This window comes from Streptomyces sp. NPDC101160 (genome assembly GCF_044768205.1).
Lineage (GTDB): Bacteria > Actinomycetota > Actinomycetes > Streptomycetales > Streptomycetaceae > Streptomyces.
In genome coordinates, this window is the sequence record NZ_JBIWPJ010000007.1 from 173,795 (window position 1) to 189,081 (window position 15,287).

Annotated in this window: 18 protein-coding genes; 3 read left to right on the forward strand and 15 right to left on the reverse strand. The window is 70.7% G+C overall.

The features are described from left to right. Positions 1–4: 4 nt before the first annotated feature. From ACIRSU_RS23460 to ACIRSU_RS23495, 8 genes are all read right to left on the reverse strand, one after another. On the reverse strand, positions 5–1,150 hold the full coding sequence (locus ACIRSU_RS23460; protein WP_403795394.1) for a hypothetical protein: 1,146 nt from the start codon (positions 1,148–1,150) through the stop codon (positions 5–7). A 48-nt stretch (positions 1,151–1,198) separates the two neighbouring features. Beyond that, positions 1,199–2,413 (reverse strand): hypothetical protein, encoded by a 1,215-nt coding sequence (locus ACIRSU_RS23465; RefSeq protein ID WP_403795397.1) that lies wholly within the window; start codon positions 2,411–2,413, stop codon positions 1,199–1,201. Positions 2,414–2,459: 46 nt separating this feature from the next. Then, positions 2,460–3,650 (reverse strand): hypothetical protein, encoded by a 1,191-nt coding sequence (locus ACIRSU_RS23470; protein ID WP_403795399.1) that lies wholly within the window; start codon positions 3,648–3,650, stop codon positions 2,460–2,462. 37 nt (positions 3,651–3,687) lie between these two features. Then, positions 3,688–4,620: a phage distal tail protein gene (locus ACIRSU_RS23475; RefSeq protein WP_403795402.1), complete on the reverse strand. Its 933-nt coding sequence runs from the start codon at positions 4,618–4,620 to the stop codon at positions 3,688–3,690. Positions 4,621–4,663: 43 nt separating this feature from the next. Then, positions 4,664–5,917 (reverse strand): tape-measure protein, encoded by a 1,254-nt coding sequence (locus ACIRSU_RS23480; RefSeq protein ID WP_403795404.1) that lies wholly within the window; start codon positions 5,915–5,917, stop codon positions 4,664–4,666. Further along, complete coding sequence (locus tag ACIRSU_RS23485; protein WP_403795407.1) at positions 5,914–7,116, reverse strand: phage tail protein; 1,203 nt, start codon at positions 7,114–7,116, stop codon at positions 5,914–5,916. Before ACIRSU_RS23485 ends, ACIRSU_RS23480 begins: the two co-directional genes overlap by 4 nt. Before the next feature lie 29 nt (positions 7,117–7,145). Further along, positions 7,146–8,144 carry a hypothetical protein gene (locus ACIRSU_RS23490; RefSeq protein WP_403795410.1) on the reverse strand — a complete coding sequence of 333 codons (999 nt, stop codon included), beginning with the start codon at positions 8,142–8,144 and terminating at the stop codon, positions 7,146–7,148. A 100-nt stretch (positions 8,145–8,244) separates the two neighbouring features. Next, on the reverse strand, positions 8,245–8,457 hold the full coding sequence (locus tag ACIRSU_RS23495; protein WP_403795412.1) for a hypothetical protein: 213 nt from the start codon (positions 8,455–8,457) through the stop codon (positions 8,245–8,247). A 304-nt stretch (positions 8,458–8,761) separates the two neighbouring features. On the opposite strand from ACIRSU_RS23495, the gene ACIRSU_RS23500 reads away from it, so the two are divergent. Next, the gene (locus tag ACIRSU_RS23500; protein WP_403795414.1) at positions 8,762–9,592 is read left to right on the forward strand and encodes a hypothetical protein; all 831 of its coding nucleotides are present in this window, start codon (positions 8,762–8,764) and stop codon (positions 9,590–9,592) included. A 48-nt stretch (positions 9,593–9,640) separates the two neighbouring features. On the opposite strand, the gene ACIRSU_RS23505 is transcribed toward ACIRSU_RS23500, so the two are convergent. From ACIRSU_RS23505 to ACIRSU_RS23520, 4 genes are all read right to left on the reverse strand, one after another. Continuing rightward, positions 9,641–9,892, reverse strand: a complete 252-nt coding sequence (locus ACIRSU_RS23505; protein ID WP_403795417.1) for a hypothetical protein — start codon at positions 9,890–9,892, stop codon at positions 9,641–9,643. Positions 9,893–10,053: 161 nt separating this feature from the next. Then, complete coding sequence (locus tag ACIRSU_RS23510) at positions 10,054–10,344, reverse strand: hypothetical protein (protein ID WP_403795420.1); 291 nt, start codon at positions 10,342–10,344, stop codon at positions 10,054–10,056. 97 nt (positions 10,345–10,441) lie between these two features. Next, positions 10,442–11,053, reverse strand: a complete 612-nt coding sequence (locus ACIRSU_RS23515) for a phage tail protein (RefSeq protein WP_403795423.1) — start codon at positions 11,051–11,053, stop codon at positions 10,442–10,444. Between the two features lie 160 nt (positions 11,054–11,213). Continuing rightward, positions 11,214–11,624, reverse strand: a complete 411-nt coding sequence (locus ACIRSU_RS23520; RefSeq protein ID WP_403795426.1) for a hypothetical protein — start codon at positions 11,622–11,624, stop codon at positions 11,214–11,216. A 298-nt stretch (positions 11,625–11,922) separates the two neighbouring features. Between ACIRSU_RS23520 and ACIRSU_RS23525 the strand changes: the two genes are divergently transcribed. Next, a complete protein-coding gene (locus ACIRSU_RS23525) occupies positions 11,923–12,759 on the forward strand; it encodes a hypothetical protein (protein ID WP_403795429.1) in 837 nt (278 codons plus the stop codon). A gap of 74 nt (positions 12,760–12,833) precedes the next feature. On the opposite strand, the gene ACIRSU_RS23530 is transcribed toward ACIRSU_RS23525, so the two are convergent. From ACIRSU_RS23530 to ACIRSU_RS23540, 3 genes are all read right to left on the reverse strand, one after another. After that, positions 12,834–13,043, reverse strand: coding sequence for a hypothetical protein (locus ACIRSU_RS23530; protein WP_403795431.1), 210 nt, complete (start codon positions 13,041–13,043; stop codon positions 12,834–12,836). After that, positions 13,037–13,807 (reverse strand): hypothetical protein, encoded by a 771-nt coding sequence (locus ACIRSU_RS23535; RefSeq protein WP_403796432.1) that lies wholly within the window; start codon positions 13,805–13,807, stop codon positions 13,037–13,039. Before ACIRSU_RS23535 ends, ACIRSU_RS23530 begins: the two co-directional genes overlap by 7 nt. A gap of 181 nt (positions 13,808–13,988) precedes the next feature. After that, entirely contained in the window at positions 13,989–14,330 is a 342-nt protein-coding gene (locus tag ACIRSU_RS23540; RefSeq protein ID WP_403795434.1) for a WhiB family transcriptional regulator, read from the reverse strand. A gap of 265 nt (positions 14,331–14,595) precedes the next feature. Here ACIRSU_RS23540 and ACIRSU_RS23545 point away from each other — a divergent pair, with 265 nt between their 5' ends. After that, positions 14,596–15,054 (forward strand): helix-turn-helix domain-containing protein, encoded by a 459-nt coding sequence (locus ACIRSU_RS23545; RefSeq protein ID WP_403795436.1) that lies wholly within the window; start codon positions 14,596–14,598, stop codon positions 15,052–15,054. Positions 15,055–15,287: the final 233 nt, after the last annotated feature.

A 15,287-nucleotide genomic window follows, 5' to 3' on the forward strand; every position in this document is an offset into this window, starting at 1 on the left:
CTCCTTACAGGACGTAGGTGGCGGAGATACGGACGAAACGCCCGGCGGTCAGGACGCCGTTGGGGGACCAGGTGCGCAGGTTGACCTGGCCGTTGGCGTAGAGGTCGGCGCCGCCCGAGCCGAAGCCGTCGCACGCCACGGCCTCGAAGTCGTAGATCGGACGCCAGCCGGCCGGGAGGGTGCACACGGGCTCGTCGGTGATGTTGCCGGCGGCGTTGGACGTGATGTCGGGGCCGCTGCGCACGACGGTGACGGTCATGGTGCACACGCCGCCCTTGGTCCGGCGGGCGTTGTAGGAGTTCACCGTCCAGTTGGGCAGCGCGGTGGCCCCGGTGGTGATGGTCTCCACCTCGACCGGCGGCTGGTAGGTCACCCAGGCGCTGCCGTTCCAGCGCTGCAGCTGGCCGCCGTTGTAGTCGCGGTACTGGCCGGTGTAGCTGCCGGTGGTGACGGTGCCGCTGGGCGCGATGCCGCCGATCTCCTTGGGGTAGGCGACCCAGGCGGTGCCGTCCCAGCGCTGCAGGAAGTGCGCGTTGTCGTTGTCCTGGTACTGGCCCGGGTAGGCGCCGGGCACACCGGCGTTGTTGTAGACGGGCAGGATGCCGCCGGACGAGACGGTGGTGACGCGCAGGTCGGTGGCGGCGCCGCCGGCCCAGTCGATGCCGCCGTTGCCGGCGGAGGCGCCCTTCTTCACCTTGACGGTGAACAGGACCATCGAGCGGACGGGCGCGGCCGGGGCGACCGGGGTGGCGGACGGCTGGCCCTTGATGATCTCGACGACGGCGTCGTACTTGCCGAGGGCGTCGACGTCGTGGTCGTAGACGCGGATCACGACGAGGTCGATGCGGTCGTTGAGCGGGTCGCCGTCGGCGAAGGTGATGGTGATGTCCTCGTCGAGGGCGACCGGGTAGGCGCCGTCGGTGACGGCCCCGGCCTGGATGACGGCCTTGCCGTGGTAGACGGTGGCCGTCATCGGGCCCGAGGAGGCCATCCACAGGCCGCCGACCCGGTACTTGCCGTCGTACGTGCCGGGCAGGATGCCGGACCGGACGCCCAGCGGGTTGACGGGGGTGGTGGCGCCGATGTTGGTGACGCGGGTGTTCTGGCGGGTCTGACCGGTGGGCAGCAGCCAGCCGGAGCGTACGGGCATGGGGTCTCCTGTGGATCGGGGCGGTCGGGCGGCTGGAGCGGCGCTCGGCTAGTACTGCGGGGTGACCTGGATGAAGGAGTTGTCGAACCAGGCCCGCACGTTGGCGTCGGAGGTCCGGTAGTACGAGGTGACCGTGTAGGTCTGGCCCGGGGTCAGGTTGTAGAGGCGCTGGGTGGTCGAGGCCGAGACGGCGGCCGTCGGGGAGGAGGACTTCGAGGCCATCGCGGCCAGTTCGTCGTCCAGGTCACGGACGACGGTGGAGCCCTGGGTGATCCGCACGCACATGTAGGCCGAGCTGGCGATGCCCGTGGTGCCGCTGTTCAGGCTCAGCTCCATGCGCGAACCGAAGGTGAGGATCGCCTGCCGGGACGAGGGGGCGACGAAGGTCACCGCCATCGGGTTCTCGGCCCGCTCGATGAGCGTGTTCACGTAGGTCGTCGAGAGCGTGTAGCCCGCGTCGATCGAGTCGTTGAAGTACGGCCCCGGGTACGCCGGAGCCCACGCCGAACCGCTCCAGCGCTGGAGCGTGCCGTCCGAGACGGCCCGGTACTGGCCGACGTAGGAGCCCTGCAGGGTGGAGGCGGAGTTCGGCACGATGCCGCCGAGGGCCTCCGGGTACGCGACCCACTTGCCGCCGTCCCAGCGCTGCAGCTGGTTGTTCGGGGAGTCGATGTACGCGCCCGGGTGGGGGCCCGGCAGGATCTGGCCCTCGACCGGGATGATGCCGCCGGCCGCGACGACCGGGGTGCGCAGGTCCGTCAGGGACGTGGCCCACGGGATGCCGCCGTTGCCCGCGCTGGCGTTGGCCGGCACGAGGACCTGGTACAGCGGGAGGCTGCGCGGCGGGACGGCCGGAAGCTTCGGAGCGGCCTCCGGCACGCCCTGGATGACCTCGATGACGGCCTCATTGCGGGTGCCGCCGTCGTAGAGCTTGTCGTAGACCCGCAGGACCACCAGGTCGAGGCGGCCGTACGTGGCGGAGCCGGCCGCGAAGGTGACCTGCTCGGCGGCCGGCAGGGTCACCGGGTAGACGCCCTGCGAGATGTCGCCCTGGATGACGGCGCGGCCCTCGGAGACGGTCGCCGTCATCGCGGAGGCGCCGGTCATCCAGAAGCCGGAGACCTTCCACTGGCCGTTGTAGGAGCCCGGCAGGATGCCGGAGCGGACCTGAACCGGGTTGATCATGGTGGTGGGGGTCTGGGTGAGGCGGGTGTCCTCGCGGGTCTGGCCGGTCTCGGCGACCCAGCTGCTGCGCAGGTTCATGGGGTACTCCTGGTCGAGGTTGAGAGGAGGACGGTTCGGGACCGGGTCAGGACCGGATCCACTGGGCGGTGAGGGAGGTGTAGTAGCCGGAGCCGCCGAGCGTGCGGACCGAGGGAGCCTGGTTGTGGTAGCCGGCGAGCTGGACCACGTTGCCCGCGGTGAGCTTGATCAGGCCGTCGCCGCCGACGCTCGTGGCACCCATGGACGCCGCGGTCATCCAGGTCAGCCGGGGCACGCCGACGCCGCCGAGGTGGATGCGGGCGCCGCGCACGCCGTTGGTGGAGTCGCCGTTCCAGGTGATGTTGGCGCCGACCCGCCACCAGCCGGTGCGCGGCACGACGAAGCTGTCGGTGCCGTTCCAGCCGTTGAAGTCGTCGATGTCGACGTAGTTCATCGTGATCGGCGTCCACGCGTTGGCCGGCACGGTCTGCATCGACGTCTGCGCGACGCTGAACAGGATCGTCGCCTTGCCCTCGGCGTACTGCCAGGCGGCGCCGTCCCAGCGCTGCAGGACGCCGGCGTTGTCGCGGTACTGACCCGCGTAACTGCCCGTCGTCGCCGTGCCGTTGGGGGCGATGCCGCCGATGGCCTTCGGGTACCCGACCCAGGCGGTGCCGTCCCAGCGCTGCAACTGGCCCGAGACGTCGCGGTACTGGCCGGCGTACACGCCGTTGAAGCCGCTCGTCGGCATGATGCCGCCGAGCGCCGTCATCGGATAGTGCTTGGTGGTGACGGCGCCCGTCGTCCAGCCGATGCCGCCGGTGCCGGCGGAGGTGCCCGCCGGGACGGAGATCGTGTAGAGCTGGAAGGAGCTGCCGGGGCCCGAGGCCGGGATCTGGGGAGTGGCCGAGGGCGTGCCCTTGATCAGCCGGATCACGGCGTCGGTGGCGCCGCTCTTGTCGTAGGTGTCGTCGAGCACGGCCAGCTCGATCACGTCGATCCGGCCGTACTGCGGGTCACCGTCGGGGATGGTGATCGACTCGGGGGCGGTCACCGCGATCATGTACGCGCCCTGGGCGGTCTCGTAGCCCTGGATGACGGCCCGTCCGGTGCCGATCGTGCACTGCATCGCGGAGTCGCCGGTCAGGGCGAAGCCGCCCGGCACGATGCCGGGCCGCGAGCGCAGCGGGGGAGCGGTGGCGCTGCCGCTGCTGGGGGTGAGCAGCGCGGACAGGGCGATCCGGGTGTCCTCGCGGGTCTGCCCCGTGGACTGGAGCCAGGCGGCCCGTACGGTCATGGGGTCACTCCTTTACGGGTCGGGGCGGGGGCTTCGGTCACCACTCGGCGCTGCGCCAGCGGACGGTCATCAGCGCGTCGGGAGTGGCGGAGTCGGGGCGGAACGCCAGCTCGGTGCGGCCCGGCTCCAGCAGGAACAGCTCCTCCGGGCTGGAGTCGGCCATGGCGGTGTGGCGGCGGGACGCGGTGTTGTTGAGCGTGACCGTGCCCGCGGCGGTGTCGACGACGAGCTCGTCGCCGGCGGCCAGGTCGATCGCGTACCGCAGCCGGCGCTTGCTGACCCGCTCGGTAACGGTCGGCATCGAGCAGGGGCCGCGGAAGACGATCACCGGGTGGGTGGCCGCCGAGCCGGTGTTCTCCGCGACGGCGTCACCGGTGGACTTGGCCTGGCCCCAGTTGAGCGGCCAGGTCAGCCCGTTCGGCACCCAGGTCAGACCGGACTCGGGCTGCGGGGCGGTGGTGGTGGCGGACTGCTCGTTGACGACGTAGCGGCGCGGGTCGGAGGCGAGCCACTGCACCGACATGCGCGTGCTGCCCTGGGTGGCGAAGCCCTGGTCGGCGGGGACGACGCGCTGGGCGATACGGGCGCGTACGGCCAGCAGTTCGCCGTGCAGCCGGACGGTGAGCCAGCGCTCCTCCTCCAGGAGGCCGAGCGCCTGGCGCAGCGCGCGGACGGCCTCGGGCACGCCGTCGAAGTCCGGCATCAGCACGATCGTGCCGCCGACCTTGCGCGGCTTGGCGTAGCGCGAGCCGGACCAGGCGCCGTGCGAGGTGGGCCGGTCGGCGTCGGAGGAGTCGTACTCGGGCAGGTCCTCCCAGCCCGACAGACCGGTCCGGTCGACGGCGAAGGGCGTGCCGGGGCCGATGAGAAGCCCGGCCCACTGCATCTGCCCGTCCTGGGTGATGAGGGAGCCGGGAGCGAGGTCGGCGGTGTAGTTGTTCGCGTCGTAAGCGACGATGGTCTCGGCCATGGGCCGGTCACCTCACTTCTGATGGGGTGTCAGATGGGCGGGTTCAGCAGTGGGCGCCCGCGAGGAACAGCAGGTCCTCAGCGGTCGACCGCGGGCCGGCCCCGGGGTCCTCGTGGAAGTCCCGGATGCGGTGCGGCTGCCGGGGTGCCTCGGTGATGGCCGGGACGCGCCGGTTCTCCAGGACGCTGAGCGCGTCGATGCGGGGGGCGTCGGGGGCGCCGGGGAAGACGACACCGCCCTCGGCGAGCATCGGGATCTTGGGGATGTCGACGCCGAAGTGCTTGCCGAGGAAGTCGAAGCTCAGCTTGTTGAGCCCGTCGATGATCCAGTTGGCGAAGGCGATGAGCCCGTCGATGGGGCCCTTGACGACGCCGATGACGGCGGTGAGGGCACCCTTGATGAGCTCGCCCATGCCGTGGAGGGCGTTGCCGACCGCGTCCTTGGCGTGGCTGAAGAAGCCGGGGATCTTGTCGGTGAAGAGGGACAGGAACGGGTGGATGACGTTCTTGATGGCGCCGATGGTGCTGGAGGCGATGGAGCGAAGCTGGTTGGTGGCGGAGGTGACGATGGACTGGACGTGGGAGAAGCCGTGGATCCCGTCCGCGATGATCTTCAGGGCGGTCGTGATGACGGTCAGGTACGCCTTGAAGTAGTTCATGACCAGCGTGCCGATGAGCTTGAGGACCGGCTGGAGGAACTTGTAGACGGCCTGGAAGCCCTTGAGGGCCTGCTGCATGACCTGCTTGATGATCCGCTGCCCGGTCTCGGTGTTCACCGCGTACTCGATGAACCATGCGGCGACCGGGAGGAGGATGCTCGTGATGAAGCCGATCGGGGTGGTCTTCATGGTCAGGTTGATGCTGGTCATGACGACGGAGGCGAGCTCCATCACCGTGCCGTAGGTGTCCATCAGCTTGGTGATGGTGTCCATGAAGGGCAGCAGCGGCATCAGCATCTCCAGGAGCATGCTGAGGGCCGGGCCGCCGAACAGCGCGGCCACCTTGCCGGCCTTGCCCGCCGCGGTGCCCAGCTTCTTGAAGCCGTTCGCCGCCTTGGACTGCTGGATCCGGCGGACGGCGCCGGCCGCGCCGGCCGCGCCGGCCTTGACGTTGCGCACGGTGTTGCCGGCGGTACGCAGCCCTGCCGCGAGCTTGTCCATGCCGCCGGACGCCCGCTTGGCGTCCTCCTTGATCCGCTTCAGCCCGCCGGCCGCGTCGCCGAGACTGCGCCGCAGCGTCGTCATCACCGGTGCCGCGCCCTGGAACGGGTTGCGGAATGCGGCGGCGGCGGCACTCATCCGCGCGCCTTCGCCAGGTACATCAGCGCGTCCGCGGTCGACTGCGGGTCACTGTTCCGGGCCGCGTGGTAGTGCTCGATGTGCAGTCCGGCGCCGGCGCCCTGGCCCGCCTGCAGCTGCGCGTGCATCCGGGCGCGGCGGGCGGTGAGGGCGAGCAGCCGGTCCAGCTTGGAGAGCGGGAGGACGGCCTCGGCCTCGCCGGCCTCGGCGATGATCGCCGGGACACCGCCGGCGCGCGGCATGACGACACCACCGGTGGCGAGCATCGGGATGTTCGGGATGTGCACGCCGAAGGTCTTGCCACCGACGAGCGGGACCCAGCCGGGGACGCTGACGTGGACCCCGTTGACCGCGTTGATCATGCGGTTGATCAGGCTGATGACGGCGTTGATCGGGCCGGAGACCGCGCTCCTGATGCCGTTGAAGGCGCGGGACGCGATGCCGCTGAGGGCGCCCCAGATGGACGACATCTTGTCCTTCACGGCGGTGAAGGCGTTCGGGATCGCGCTCTTGATCCAGTTGACCACCGGGGTGATCACGGCCTTGATGCCGTTCCACACGGTGCTGATGACGGCCTTGATGGCCTTCATCACCGTCGTGATGACCGTCTTCCAGATGTTGACGTAGGTCTTGATGACGGTGGCGACGGCCTTGACGACGGTGGAGATGGCCGACTTGATGCCGTTCCAGACCGTCTTGATCAGGGCGCCGGCCTGTTTCATGATCGGGCCGATGGCCTTCATGACGGCGCTGATCACGACCTTGATCGCGTCGAACGCCTTCTTGATGACCTTCTGCATCGTCTTCGACTGCATCGCCATCTCGACGACTTTTTCGATGAGAGGCATGAAGAGCTCGACGAGCCGGGCGAGCAGATTGCCCTTCATCGACTTGTTGAGCTTGTCCTGGCCCTTGGACGCCTTGCCCGCGCCGGACTCGTACTTGCCGAGCTTGGTCCCGGCACTCTCGCCGGTCTTGCCGGCCTTGGTCATCGCCTTCTCGGCGTTGTCCGAGGCGGTCTTGAGGTTCTTGAGCTGGGTGTTGGAGCCGTCGGCGCTGGTCTTGAGGTTCTTCAGCTGGTTGGACGCGCCGTTACCGGCGTCCCCGACCTTCTTGATGTCACCGGCGGCGCCGGAGGCCTGCGTCTTGAGGTTGCGCAGGGTGTCGGCGGCCTTCTTCGAGGCGCTGGTGAGAGACATGGGTTACCTCCTTTCGGGGGGCGGGGTGGTCAGATCGCGGCAGCGGCGTCGCGGGCCGCGTTCCTGAGGGTGTTGAATGCCGTGGCGACCTGACCGCCCGCCCTCGCGAGGCGCTCGGCGGACCTGGCGGCGGATTCGAGGGTGCGGGCCTTGGGAAGGCTCCTCGGCTGGAAGTGCCGCTGGGCGCTGGAGAGCTTGCCGATCGCCGTGGCGACCTTCTTGATCTCGTTGGCGTCGGTCCCGGCGATGGCCGAGTTGAGCTTCTCGATCTTCCGGGGGTCCGGCATCTTCTTCGGCTCGTGGTGCTTCACGGCGCCGGTGAGCTTGCCGAGTGCCTTGGCGAGCGCGGTGATCTTGTCGGGGTCGGCGCCGGTGACGGCGGTCTTGACCCGGGTGATGCCGTCAGCCGTCTTGGTGAGGCTCCCTGCTCTCGGCACCTTGCGAATCGCGGTGTTGAATGCCGTGATCTTCGGGTTGAGGTCGGCGAGCGCCAGCTTGAGGGCGTCCAGCCGCGCCGGGTCCGGGATGTTGGCGGCGTTGAGGACGCCTCCGGCGTTGGCCTCCCGCGCCTCGACGTCGGTACGGCGCTGGGGCCAGATGCCGAGGCCGCTTTCGGTGCGGGCGATGACTCGGCCGCCGAAGATCCTCGCCTGGAAGTCTCGGGAGGCCTTGAGCGCCCAGGCCGTCAGCATCAGAGTCAGCGCGCCGCCGATGAGGGGGACGACGGTGCTCGCGACGGCCGCGATGAAGTAGTCGCGGGCCGCGCCCCAGCCTTCTTCGGTGAGCTTCTTGTACGCGGCGGCGAGGTGGTCCATCCCCAGCTGTTCGAGGATCTCCACCTTCTTCGCCTTCACGACCTCCTTGTGGATGTCCTCGATCTTCGTCTTCATGTCGGCGAGGAGGTCGAGGGGGGCGAGCTTTCCCCTCAGCCACTCGGTCGAGGGCAGCCAGCCTCCGTCCACGATCCGGAGGCGATGTCCGAGGCCGGCGATCTGGATCGAGAGGTCTTCGTTCGTTGGTTCTGCCATGGGTTGCTCCGCTTCCGGCCGGTGACGGCCAAGCGCCGAAAAGCCCCCGCCGACAGGGAAAACGTCGGCAGGGGCTCGTGCGTAGGAAGGGCTCGGGCGGCTAGGCGTCGTCGTCCTGGCGGGAGCCGCGTCGCAGCGTCGCGAGGGCGTCGTTCCAGCCCGCCGCGTACGCGACCGCCTCGCGGCGGTTGACCTCGGCGTACAGCGTGCCGAGCAACGCTCTCTTGTCGAGCGCAGCGGGTCCGTCCAGGAGCTGGGCGAGGCGGTCGTGGAGCGGGATCAGCGGTCGCGATGCCTCGGCCTGCTGGGTCATGGACGCCTGCCTTCCGGTTGCTTGCCCTTGCGTGCGTGGCGGCGCCGCGGAGTAAGGCGGGGGCACCACGTTATCGAACTTCTGTGCGAACAGAGTTTGGAACATCTGTTCGGTGTTTGTCGAGCTGGAATCGCCTGACGGCGTGTCTTGTTGCCGGTTTCCCGGACAGGTTGGTCCTTGAACAGGGCTGGTGTTCGACCGGGGTACTCTGGATGGCGCGTTCCCTGCACCTGACACAGTCGGGGGGCGAGGGGCGCGTAGGGGCGCGTGGGGACCCCAGGGGGTTGGAAGGCAGTGCGGACGCATGGAATCGGAGCCGGGCGCTAGCCGGCGGGAGCGGGTCATCGACTGGCTCGAAGCCCATCCTGACCTGCCCCACCTCTTCGCCCGTCTCAGCGAGCTCGTCCATGTCGCCGGGTACGCCCCGGAGGACCTCGTCGTCATGCCCCGCGCCGAAGTGGACCGGCGCGAGACCGCCGCGTTCACGGCGGGCTGGGCCGAGGCCGTCTCGGACGAACTCCCGCGCATCCGCCGCGAGTACGAGAAGCGGGTCGCCGACGCGTACGCGCAGGGCCAGGGTGACGCCCGTGGTATACGCAGACCGCAGCGGCGCACCGACAGCGTTCCGGGCGACGGCGCCCGGGTCATCCCGCTGCCCTTCGCCCGGCTGCTCGAACCGCCGGCCGTCGTGGTCGAGGCCGAGGAGCGGGTCCGCCGGGAACGCGAGCTGTTCGAGCAGCGCGCCGAGCCCGACCCCGCACCGGCCGCCCCGGCTCCGGCGCCCGCGCCGGCCTCGCCGCCGCCCGCGCCCGCGCGCGTAGCGGAAGCCGCGCCCGAGCCCGTACCCGAGCATGCGCCGGAACCGGACGTCCTGGTGACGGCTCAGGAGAGCCGTGCGCGCAGGACCGCCCAGCCAACTCGGAAGGTGGTGCGGGGCAAGGGCGGGCGGCCGATCGTGCCGCCGCTCAGCGGCGTGCCCGTACAGACGGGAACGGCGGCTGACCGGCGGGACGCGGACTCCGCTGACCAGGGCGGGCGCGCCCGGGGACGGCGGCTCTCCGACCGGGCCAGGGCCCTGGAGGAGGAACTCGCCGCCGAGCGAGCACAGGAAGCGCCCCCGGAGCCCACTCCCTGAAAGCAGGGAACGGGCTCCGAGGGCCATGGGGGATGGCACCGAAGGGCGTCAGCCGAAGAAGCGGGCGAGGGCGCTCGGGGAGACGACCTCGTCGTCCCGCTTTCCCGTGCCACTCCCGTCCTCGTCGTCCTCGTCGTCCTCGCCGGGAAGGCTCGGACGCGGAATGGGCTCCGGCGGGTCCGGCTGGTCGCCTTCTTCCGAATTGACGCTCAGGAACATCCAGTTCGCGGCGGCCAGATGGTCCACCGCCGCAGCGAGCAGGTGGTCGGTGACCGACCACTGCGCGGCCTCGCCGTGCATCTGCGTCAGTACGGCGCCGTCGGCCGGCAGATGCTTGATCAGTACCGACAGGCGTCGGCTGGACAGCTCACCGCGGTACCAGTCGAGCAGGTCGGTGCTGAAGTAGCGGAGCAGGTCCGCCTCTAGTGCCTCGGCGTGTTCGTCGACGAACTCGACGAGGCTCAGTTTTCCCCCAGGCCGAGCCCGGTCTCCTTGCCGTAGGCCTCCAGGATGGCGGCGATGTCCTGCATGGTGATCTCGTGCTGCTCGAAGTTCGCGAACTGCTTCTCACCCATCAGGAGTGCGAGCAGCCCGTCCACGTCGTTGTCGTCGAGCTTGCGCAGGGCCTTCGCCGTCGCGCGGGAGAGCTCGGTGGGGAGGGTGAAGGTCTCGCCGTCCAGTTCGAAGCTCCAGCTGCGGCCGGAGGCCTCCAGGCGCTGGGCACGAGCGGCGTTGACGTCGAAACGGGCCATGGTTGCGTACTCCTGTGTTCGAGTGGGTGAAGAGAGGAGAGGGTGGAGAAGGGTGGGGCGGGGCGGTGGTCACCGCCCCGCCCCGGGTGGGGATGGATCAGACGGTCGGGGAGTACTGGCTGTCCTTCATGATGAAGGTGGCCAGCGGCTTGCCGTCGCCCTTCGACATGGCCGTGAAGGTCACGCCCAGCTGGGACGCGGCCTTGCGGGCCAGCTTGATGTCGTCGGTCGCGGTGACCTGACCGTTCGGGATGATGAAGCGGTACTTGACCACGGTCGTGCCACCGGCCTTGACGTCGGTGAACTCCAGGCCGAGGGCGCGCACGTCCGCGAACGGACGCTCGGCGATGTCGTAGCGGTAGGTGTCGACCGCCGGGGCCGCGTCCTGCTTCACGGCGTCGCCGCCCATGAAGAAGGGCAGGGTGTCCTCGTTGAACTGCAGCATCGAGAACTTCAGCGACAGGTCACGGGCCGAGTAGATGTAGTGGATCGGGGAGACCGACTGCCACGAGTCGATGGCCTCCAGCTTGTCCTTCTTCGAGAACGTGACGCCGTCACCAGAGGTGAAGCCGAGGTCCTTCCAGCCCGCGCCGGTCCAGTCGGCGGCCGAGTCGGCACCGAAGGAGGACGGGGCGGCGTTGCCGGCGGTGGCGACGTAGAGCTTGCCGGTGCCGGCGACGCGGATCTCAGCAGCGTTGTTTCCAGCCATGGTGGGGTTTCTCCTTGATGAGAGGGTGAGGGCACCGCCCCGGACCGTCAGGACCCGGGTACGGCAAAGGCCCCGCCGGACGGCGAGGCCTGGTCTGTGGGGCGACCGTCACGAGGGACGGTCAGCGGGGGACCGTCACGAGGGACGGTCAGGGGGACCGTTACGGAGCGACGGTCAGGGAAAGCCGGATCAGGCAGAGGTAGCGGTTGGCGCCCCGGTAGAGGTAGTCGGGCGTCCAGCGCGGCCCGTCCATCTCCTCCACGTCCTGCACGAGGTTGTTGCCGATCACCTTGCCCATCGTCATGAGCAGCGACTTGCGGGCGGCGTTGGCGAGGATGTGGGCCGCGGGCTTGGTCGGCGCGTAGACCTCGAACTCGATCAGCGGCTTGTCCAGGTGCAGGTCACCGATCCAGGCGCCGCCGCGGCGGTTGACGAGGACCGCGGTCTGCGTCCCGTCGAAACCGGCCGGGGCCTGGGCGGCGACCGTGGCGCCGGCCAGCGCCGGGTCGGCCTTGAGGACGTCGACGACCAGCTTCTCGACGTCCGGGAACGCACTCGGGGGAGTGGTCATGACGGTTCTCCTCAGGGTTAGGGGGAGATGAGGCGGGGTGGTGCGGGTGGTGCGGGGGGCCGCCCGGGGCGCTCGACGCGGGGAAGGGGGGCGGGGGCGCGGAGCGCTCCCGGACGGCGAACGGCGGAGACTGCGGCCCGTCTCGCGGGCACAGCTCCGCCGCTGCACCAACTGTGACAGAGAGCGTGCGCGCACGCAACTAGTTCGGGGTCCAGTTCGGAATCTCCTCCCGCCCACCCGTGAAAGTGCAGGTCAGAGCCCGATAGGTTGAAGCTCCCCAAGACAGAGGAGCCGCCTTGTGACCGCCGTACCCGCCCCGCGCCCCCGCCTCCTCTACGTCACCGACCTCGCCTACCCCGCCCGCGGCCGCCGCTACTGCGACGAGGACATCGACCTCACCGCCCGGCTGCGCGCCGAGTTCGACCTCGCCCTGTGCCACCCGCGCGACGCCGCCGCCCTCATGGCCGGCTTCGACGCCGTCGTCGTCCGCAACAGCGGCCCCGTCCTCCACTACCAGCACGCCTACGACGCCTTCCGCGCCCGGGCCGCCGCCACCGGGGTCCGCGTCTACAACCCGCTGCACGGGCGCGGCGACATGGCCGGCAAGCAGTACCTGCTCGACCTCACCACCGCCGGACTGCCCGTCATCCCGACCGTCGACAGCGCCGCCGACCTCGACCGGCTGCCCGCCGCCGATACGTACGCGGTCAAGCCCAAGGCCGGCGCCGACTCCATAGGACTGCGCTTCGTCCCGTATGAGGAGCTCGCGGAACTCCCGTACGGCGGGATCCTCGTCCAGCCGCAGATCGACTTCCTGTACGAGGTGTCCTTCTACTTCGTCGACGACCGCTTCCAGTACGCCCTCCACGCCCCCGACCCCGAGCGCCGCTGGGTCCTGGAGCCGTACGAGGCCACCGAGGACGACCTGCGCTTCGCCCGCCGCTTCGTCGACTGGAACACCCTCGACCACGGCATCCAGCGCGTCGACGCCTGCCGCACGCGCGAGGGCGAGCTGCTCCTCGTCGAGCTGGAGGACCTCAACCCGTACCTGTCGCTCGACCGCGTACCGGAGGAGACGAGGGAGGGCTTCGTCACGGCGATGACGGAGTCGCTGCACGCGTTCCTGAAGGCGTGACCACATGACGAAGCGCCCCTGGTCTCCTATGAGACCAGGGGCGCTTCGTGCGTATGCGTGTGTACGTCGGTGAGTCAGGCGGTACGAGGCCGCCGCCGCGCCGCGCGTTCCGCCGCGAACACGTCCTCCAGGCGGAACAGCTGCGCCCGGCCGGCCTTTCCCGCCGCCCGCAGGTGGCCCAGCTGGACCCACTTGCGGATGGTCGCCGGGGCCACCCCCGCCTCCTCGGCGGCGAGCGGGCCCGGGATCAGGGCCGGCAGGGAAAGCGCGGTCGAGCTCAGCATGAGGTCTCCTTCGTGTCGTCCATCGCCGCTTCGATCTCGTCCGTACGCGCCCCGGACGCGTCCGCGAGCTCCGCCCACTCCGCCTCCGGCCACAGGTGCCGGTACGACGGGTCGTCCTGGCAGCCGCAGGCCGCGTCCGTGCACACGCACGCCGGGTTCACGCACAGCACCGCCCGCCGGTCCGGGAAGGCCCGCAGCGACACCGAGTCGCACCAGGGGCAGCGCCCCGACACCCGGACCACCGTCTCCGCGTCGCCGAGCGTCCGCGCGCAGCGGCGCGCCATCCGGCGGACCTCGTCGCGCACGTGCCGGGCGAGCACCGGGTGCGCGGCGATCTCGTCGAGGAACCCGACGACCCGGCGCAGCCGCTCCACGACCCCCGCCCGGCGCGGCCGGGGGAGACCCAGGCGGGCGCAGACCGCCTCCTCCAGCTCCACCACGCCGTCGGTGATGTCACGGATGGCGTCGGATATGTGCAGCCGGATCGGCGCGGCCCCGTGGCCGGGGACGGAAAGCCCGTGCCGCTGCTCCAGGAGCAGCGCCTCGCGGCGCTCGGCGCGGATCAGCTCGTCCCGCCCCGGGTGCGGCGCGGTCGGCGCGGTCCCGGTGGGGCCCTTGCGGCCGGGCGCGAGCTCCTCGGCGAGCTCGGGGAACTGCCGTACGAGGGAGGCGGCCCAGAGCGTGATGTCCCGTACGACCCGCTCGTCGGCCACGTGCTGCGCGCCGCCGGTCGATTCGCCCGCGGGCAGCTGCTCGTCGGCCATGTGCTGCGCGCCGGCCGCGGGCATCTGCTCGTCGGCCACGCGCTGCGCGACGTCGACCTGCGCGCCTGCGGGCGCCTGTCCGGTCATGTGCTGCGCGTCGCCGACCTGCGCGCCCGTGGGCGCCTGTCCGGTCATGTGCTGCGCGGACGCCTGCTGCCGCTCGGCAACCGGCTCACCGTTCTCAGTCACGGCCGCCCCCCGCCACGCTCGCGAGCGGCAGACGGGCGCCGGCCTCGTCCAGGGTGGCGGCGAACTCCGTCGCCTCCGCGGCCTCGGACGGCCGGCCGCGGCGCTTGCGGGGCTTCACCGGGCGGCCGTTGCGCCACAGGCGGCCCGCGCAGACGCCGTCGAACCAGCTCTCGGCGGGGGCGACGGTCGCCTCGCACTCGCGGCTCACGGGGCAGACGGCGCAGGCCCGCAGGGCCGGGGCCGCCTCCTTGCCGCGGCGGGAGAAGACGACGGTCGGGTCGAGGCCGGCGCACGCGGCGGCGGCCTGCCAGGGGGAGGTGTCGGGCTGGAGCAAGGGGTTCTCCACGTTCCGGGGCCCCGGTGCCCCTGGGGCCTGTGGGGCCTGTGGGACTCGTGAGGCCGACGAGTGCGGCGACGAGCAACATAGACATGTTGCGTGCGAGCTCGCAACTATCTTCGTGGTGAACCTATGGCGAGCCCTTGGCGACCCCTTCACCGATTCGACACGGTTGCGTGCCCGAAAGCACGTAATTCCGCGCGCGCAAGCACGCTAAAGTAAGGGGCCCGAAGGGTGGGGGAATAAACAGGGAGCGGTACAGATGAGCACTCAAGGGCTCGACGAGTTCGCGGCATGGGTCGAAGGCCTGATGCGCGCGCGCGGTTACGACATCGACAGCCCCCGTGGCGGGGGCAAGTCGCGGATCGCGGACGAGGCGGGCGTGCACCGCGCGGCCGTGACGCGGCTGCTGCAGCGGCAGAGCATGCCCGACCTGGAGACCATGCGCAGGATCGCCCCGCTCCTCGGGGTGTCCGTCCGCGACATGCTGATCCGGTCGGGCCGGGTGACCCCGGAAGAGCTTCCGGCCGCCGCCGACCTGCTGCCGCCGAGCGACTGGCAGCCGACCATGGAGGACTTCGCGCGCTGGCTCGGGGTCCCCGACGAGCGCATGGACGTCTTCGTCAAGGTCGTGCATCAGTTCCTGGAGCCCGAGCCGGCCGACGCCGGTGACGGCCGGGCCGTGGCCGCCGCCGAGGCGCGCCGCGCGGCGCAGGACTGACCGCAGGACTGACCGCAGGGACTGACCTGCGGTCCCGGACCTGACGTCCGGGACGGTGCCGGTCTCCGGGCATCGCACCCCTCCGCGTACCCTTCCCGCACAACGCTCCGCATCCCGCCCGTACCCGGCCGCGGCCCTCCGGGAGTCTTCCCGGACCGGCCCCGGCCCCGCCTCGGACCGGCTTCTCCCCTGTCGCCCGGCCCGTCGTGCGCGTGGGCATTTGTTTTGACCGG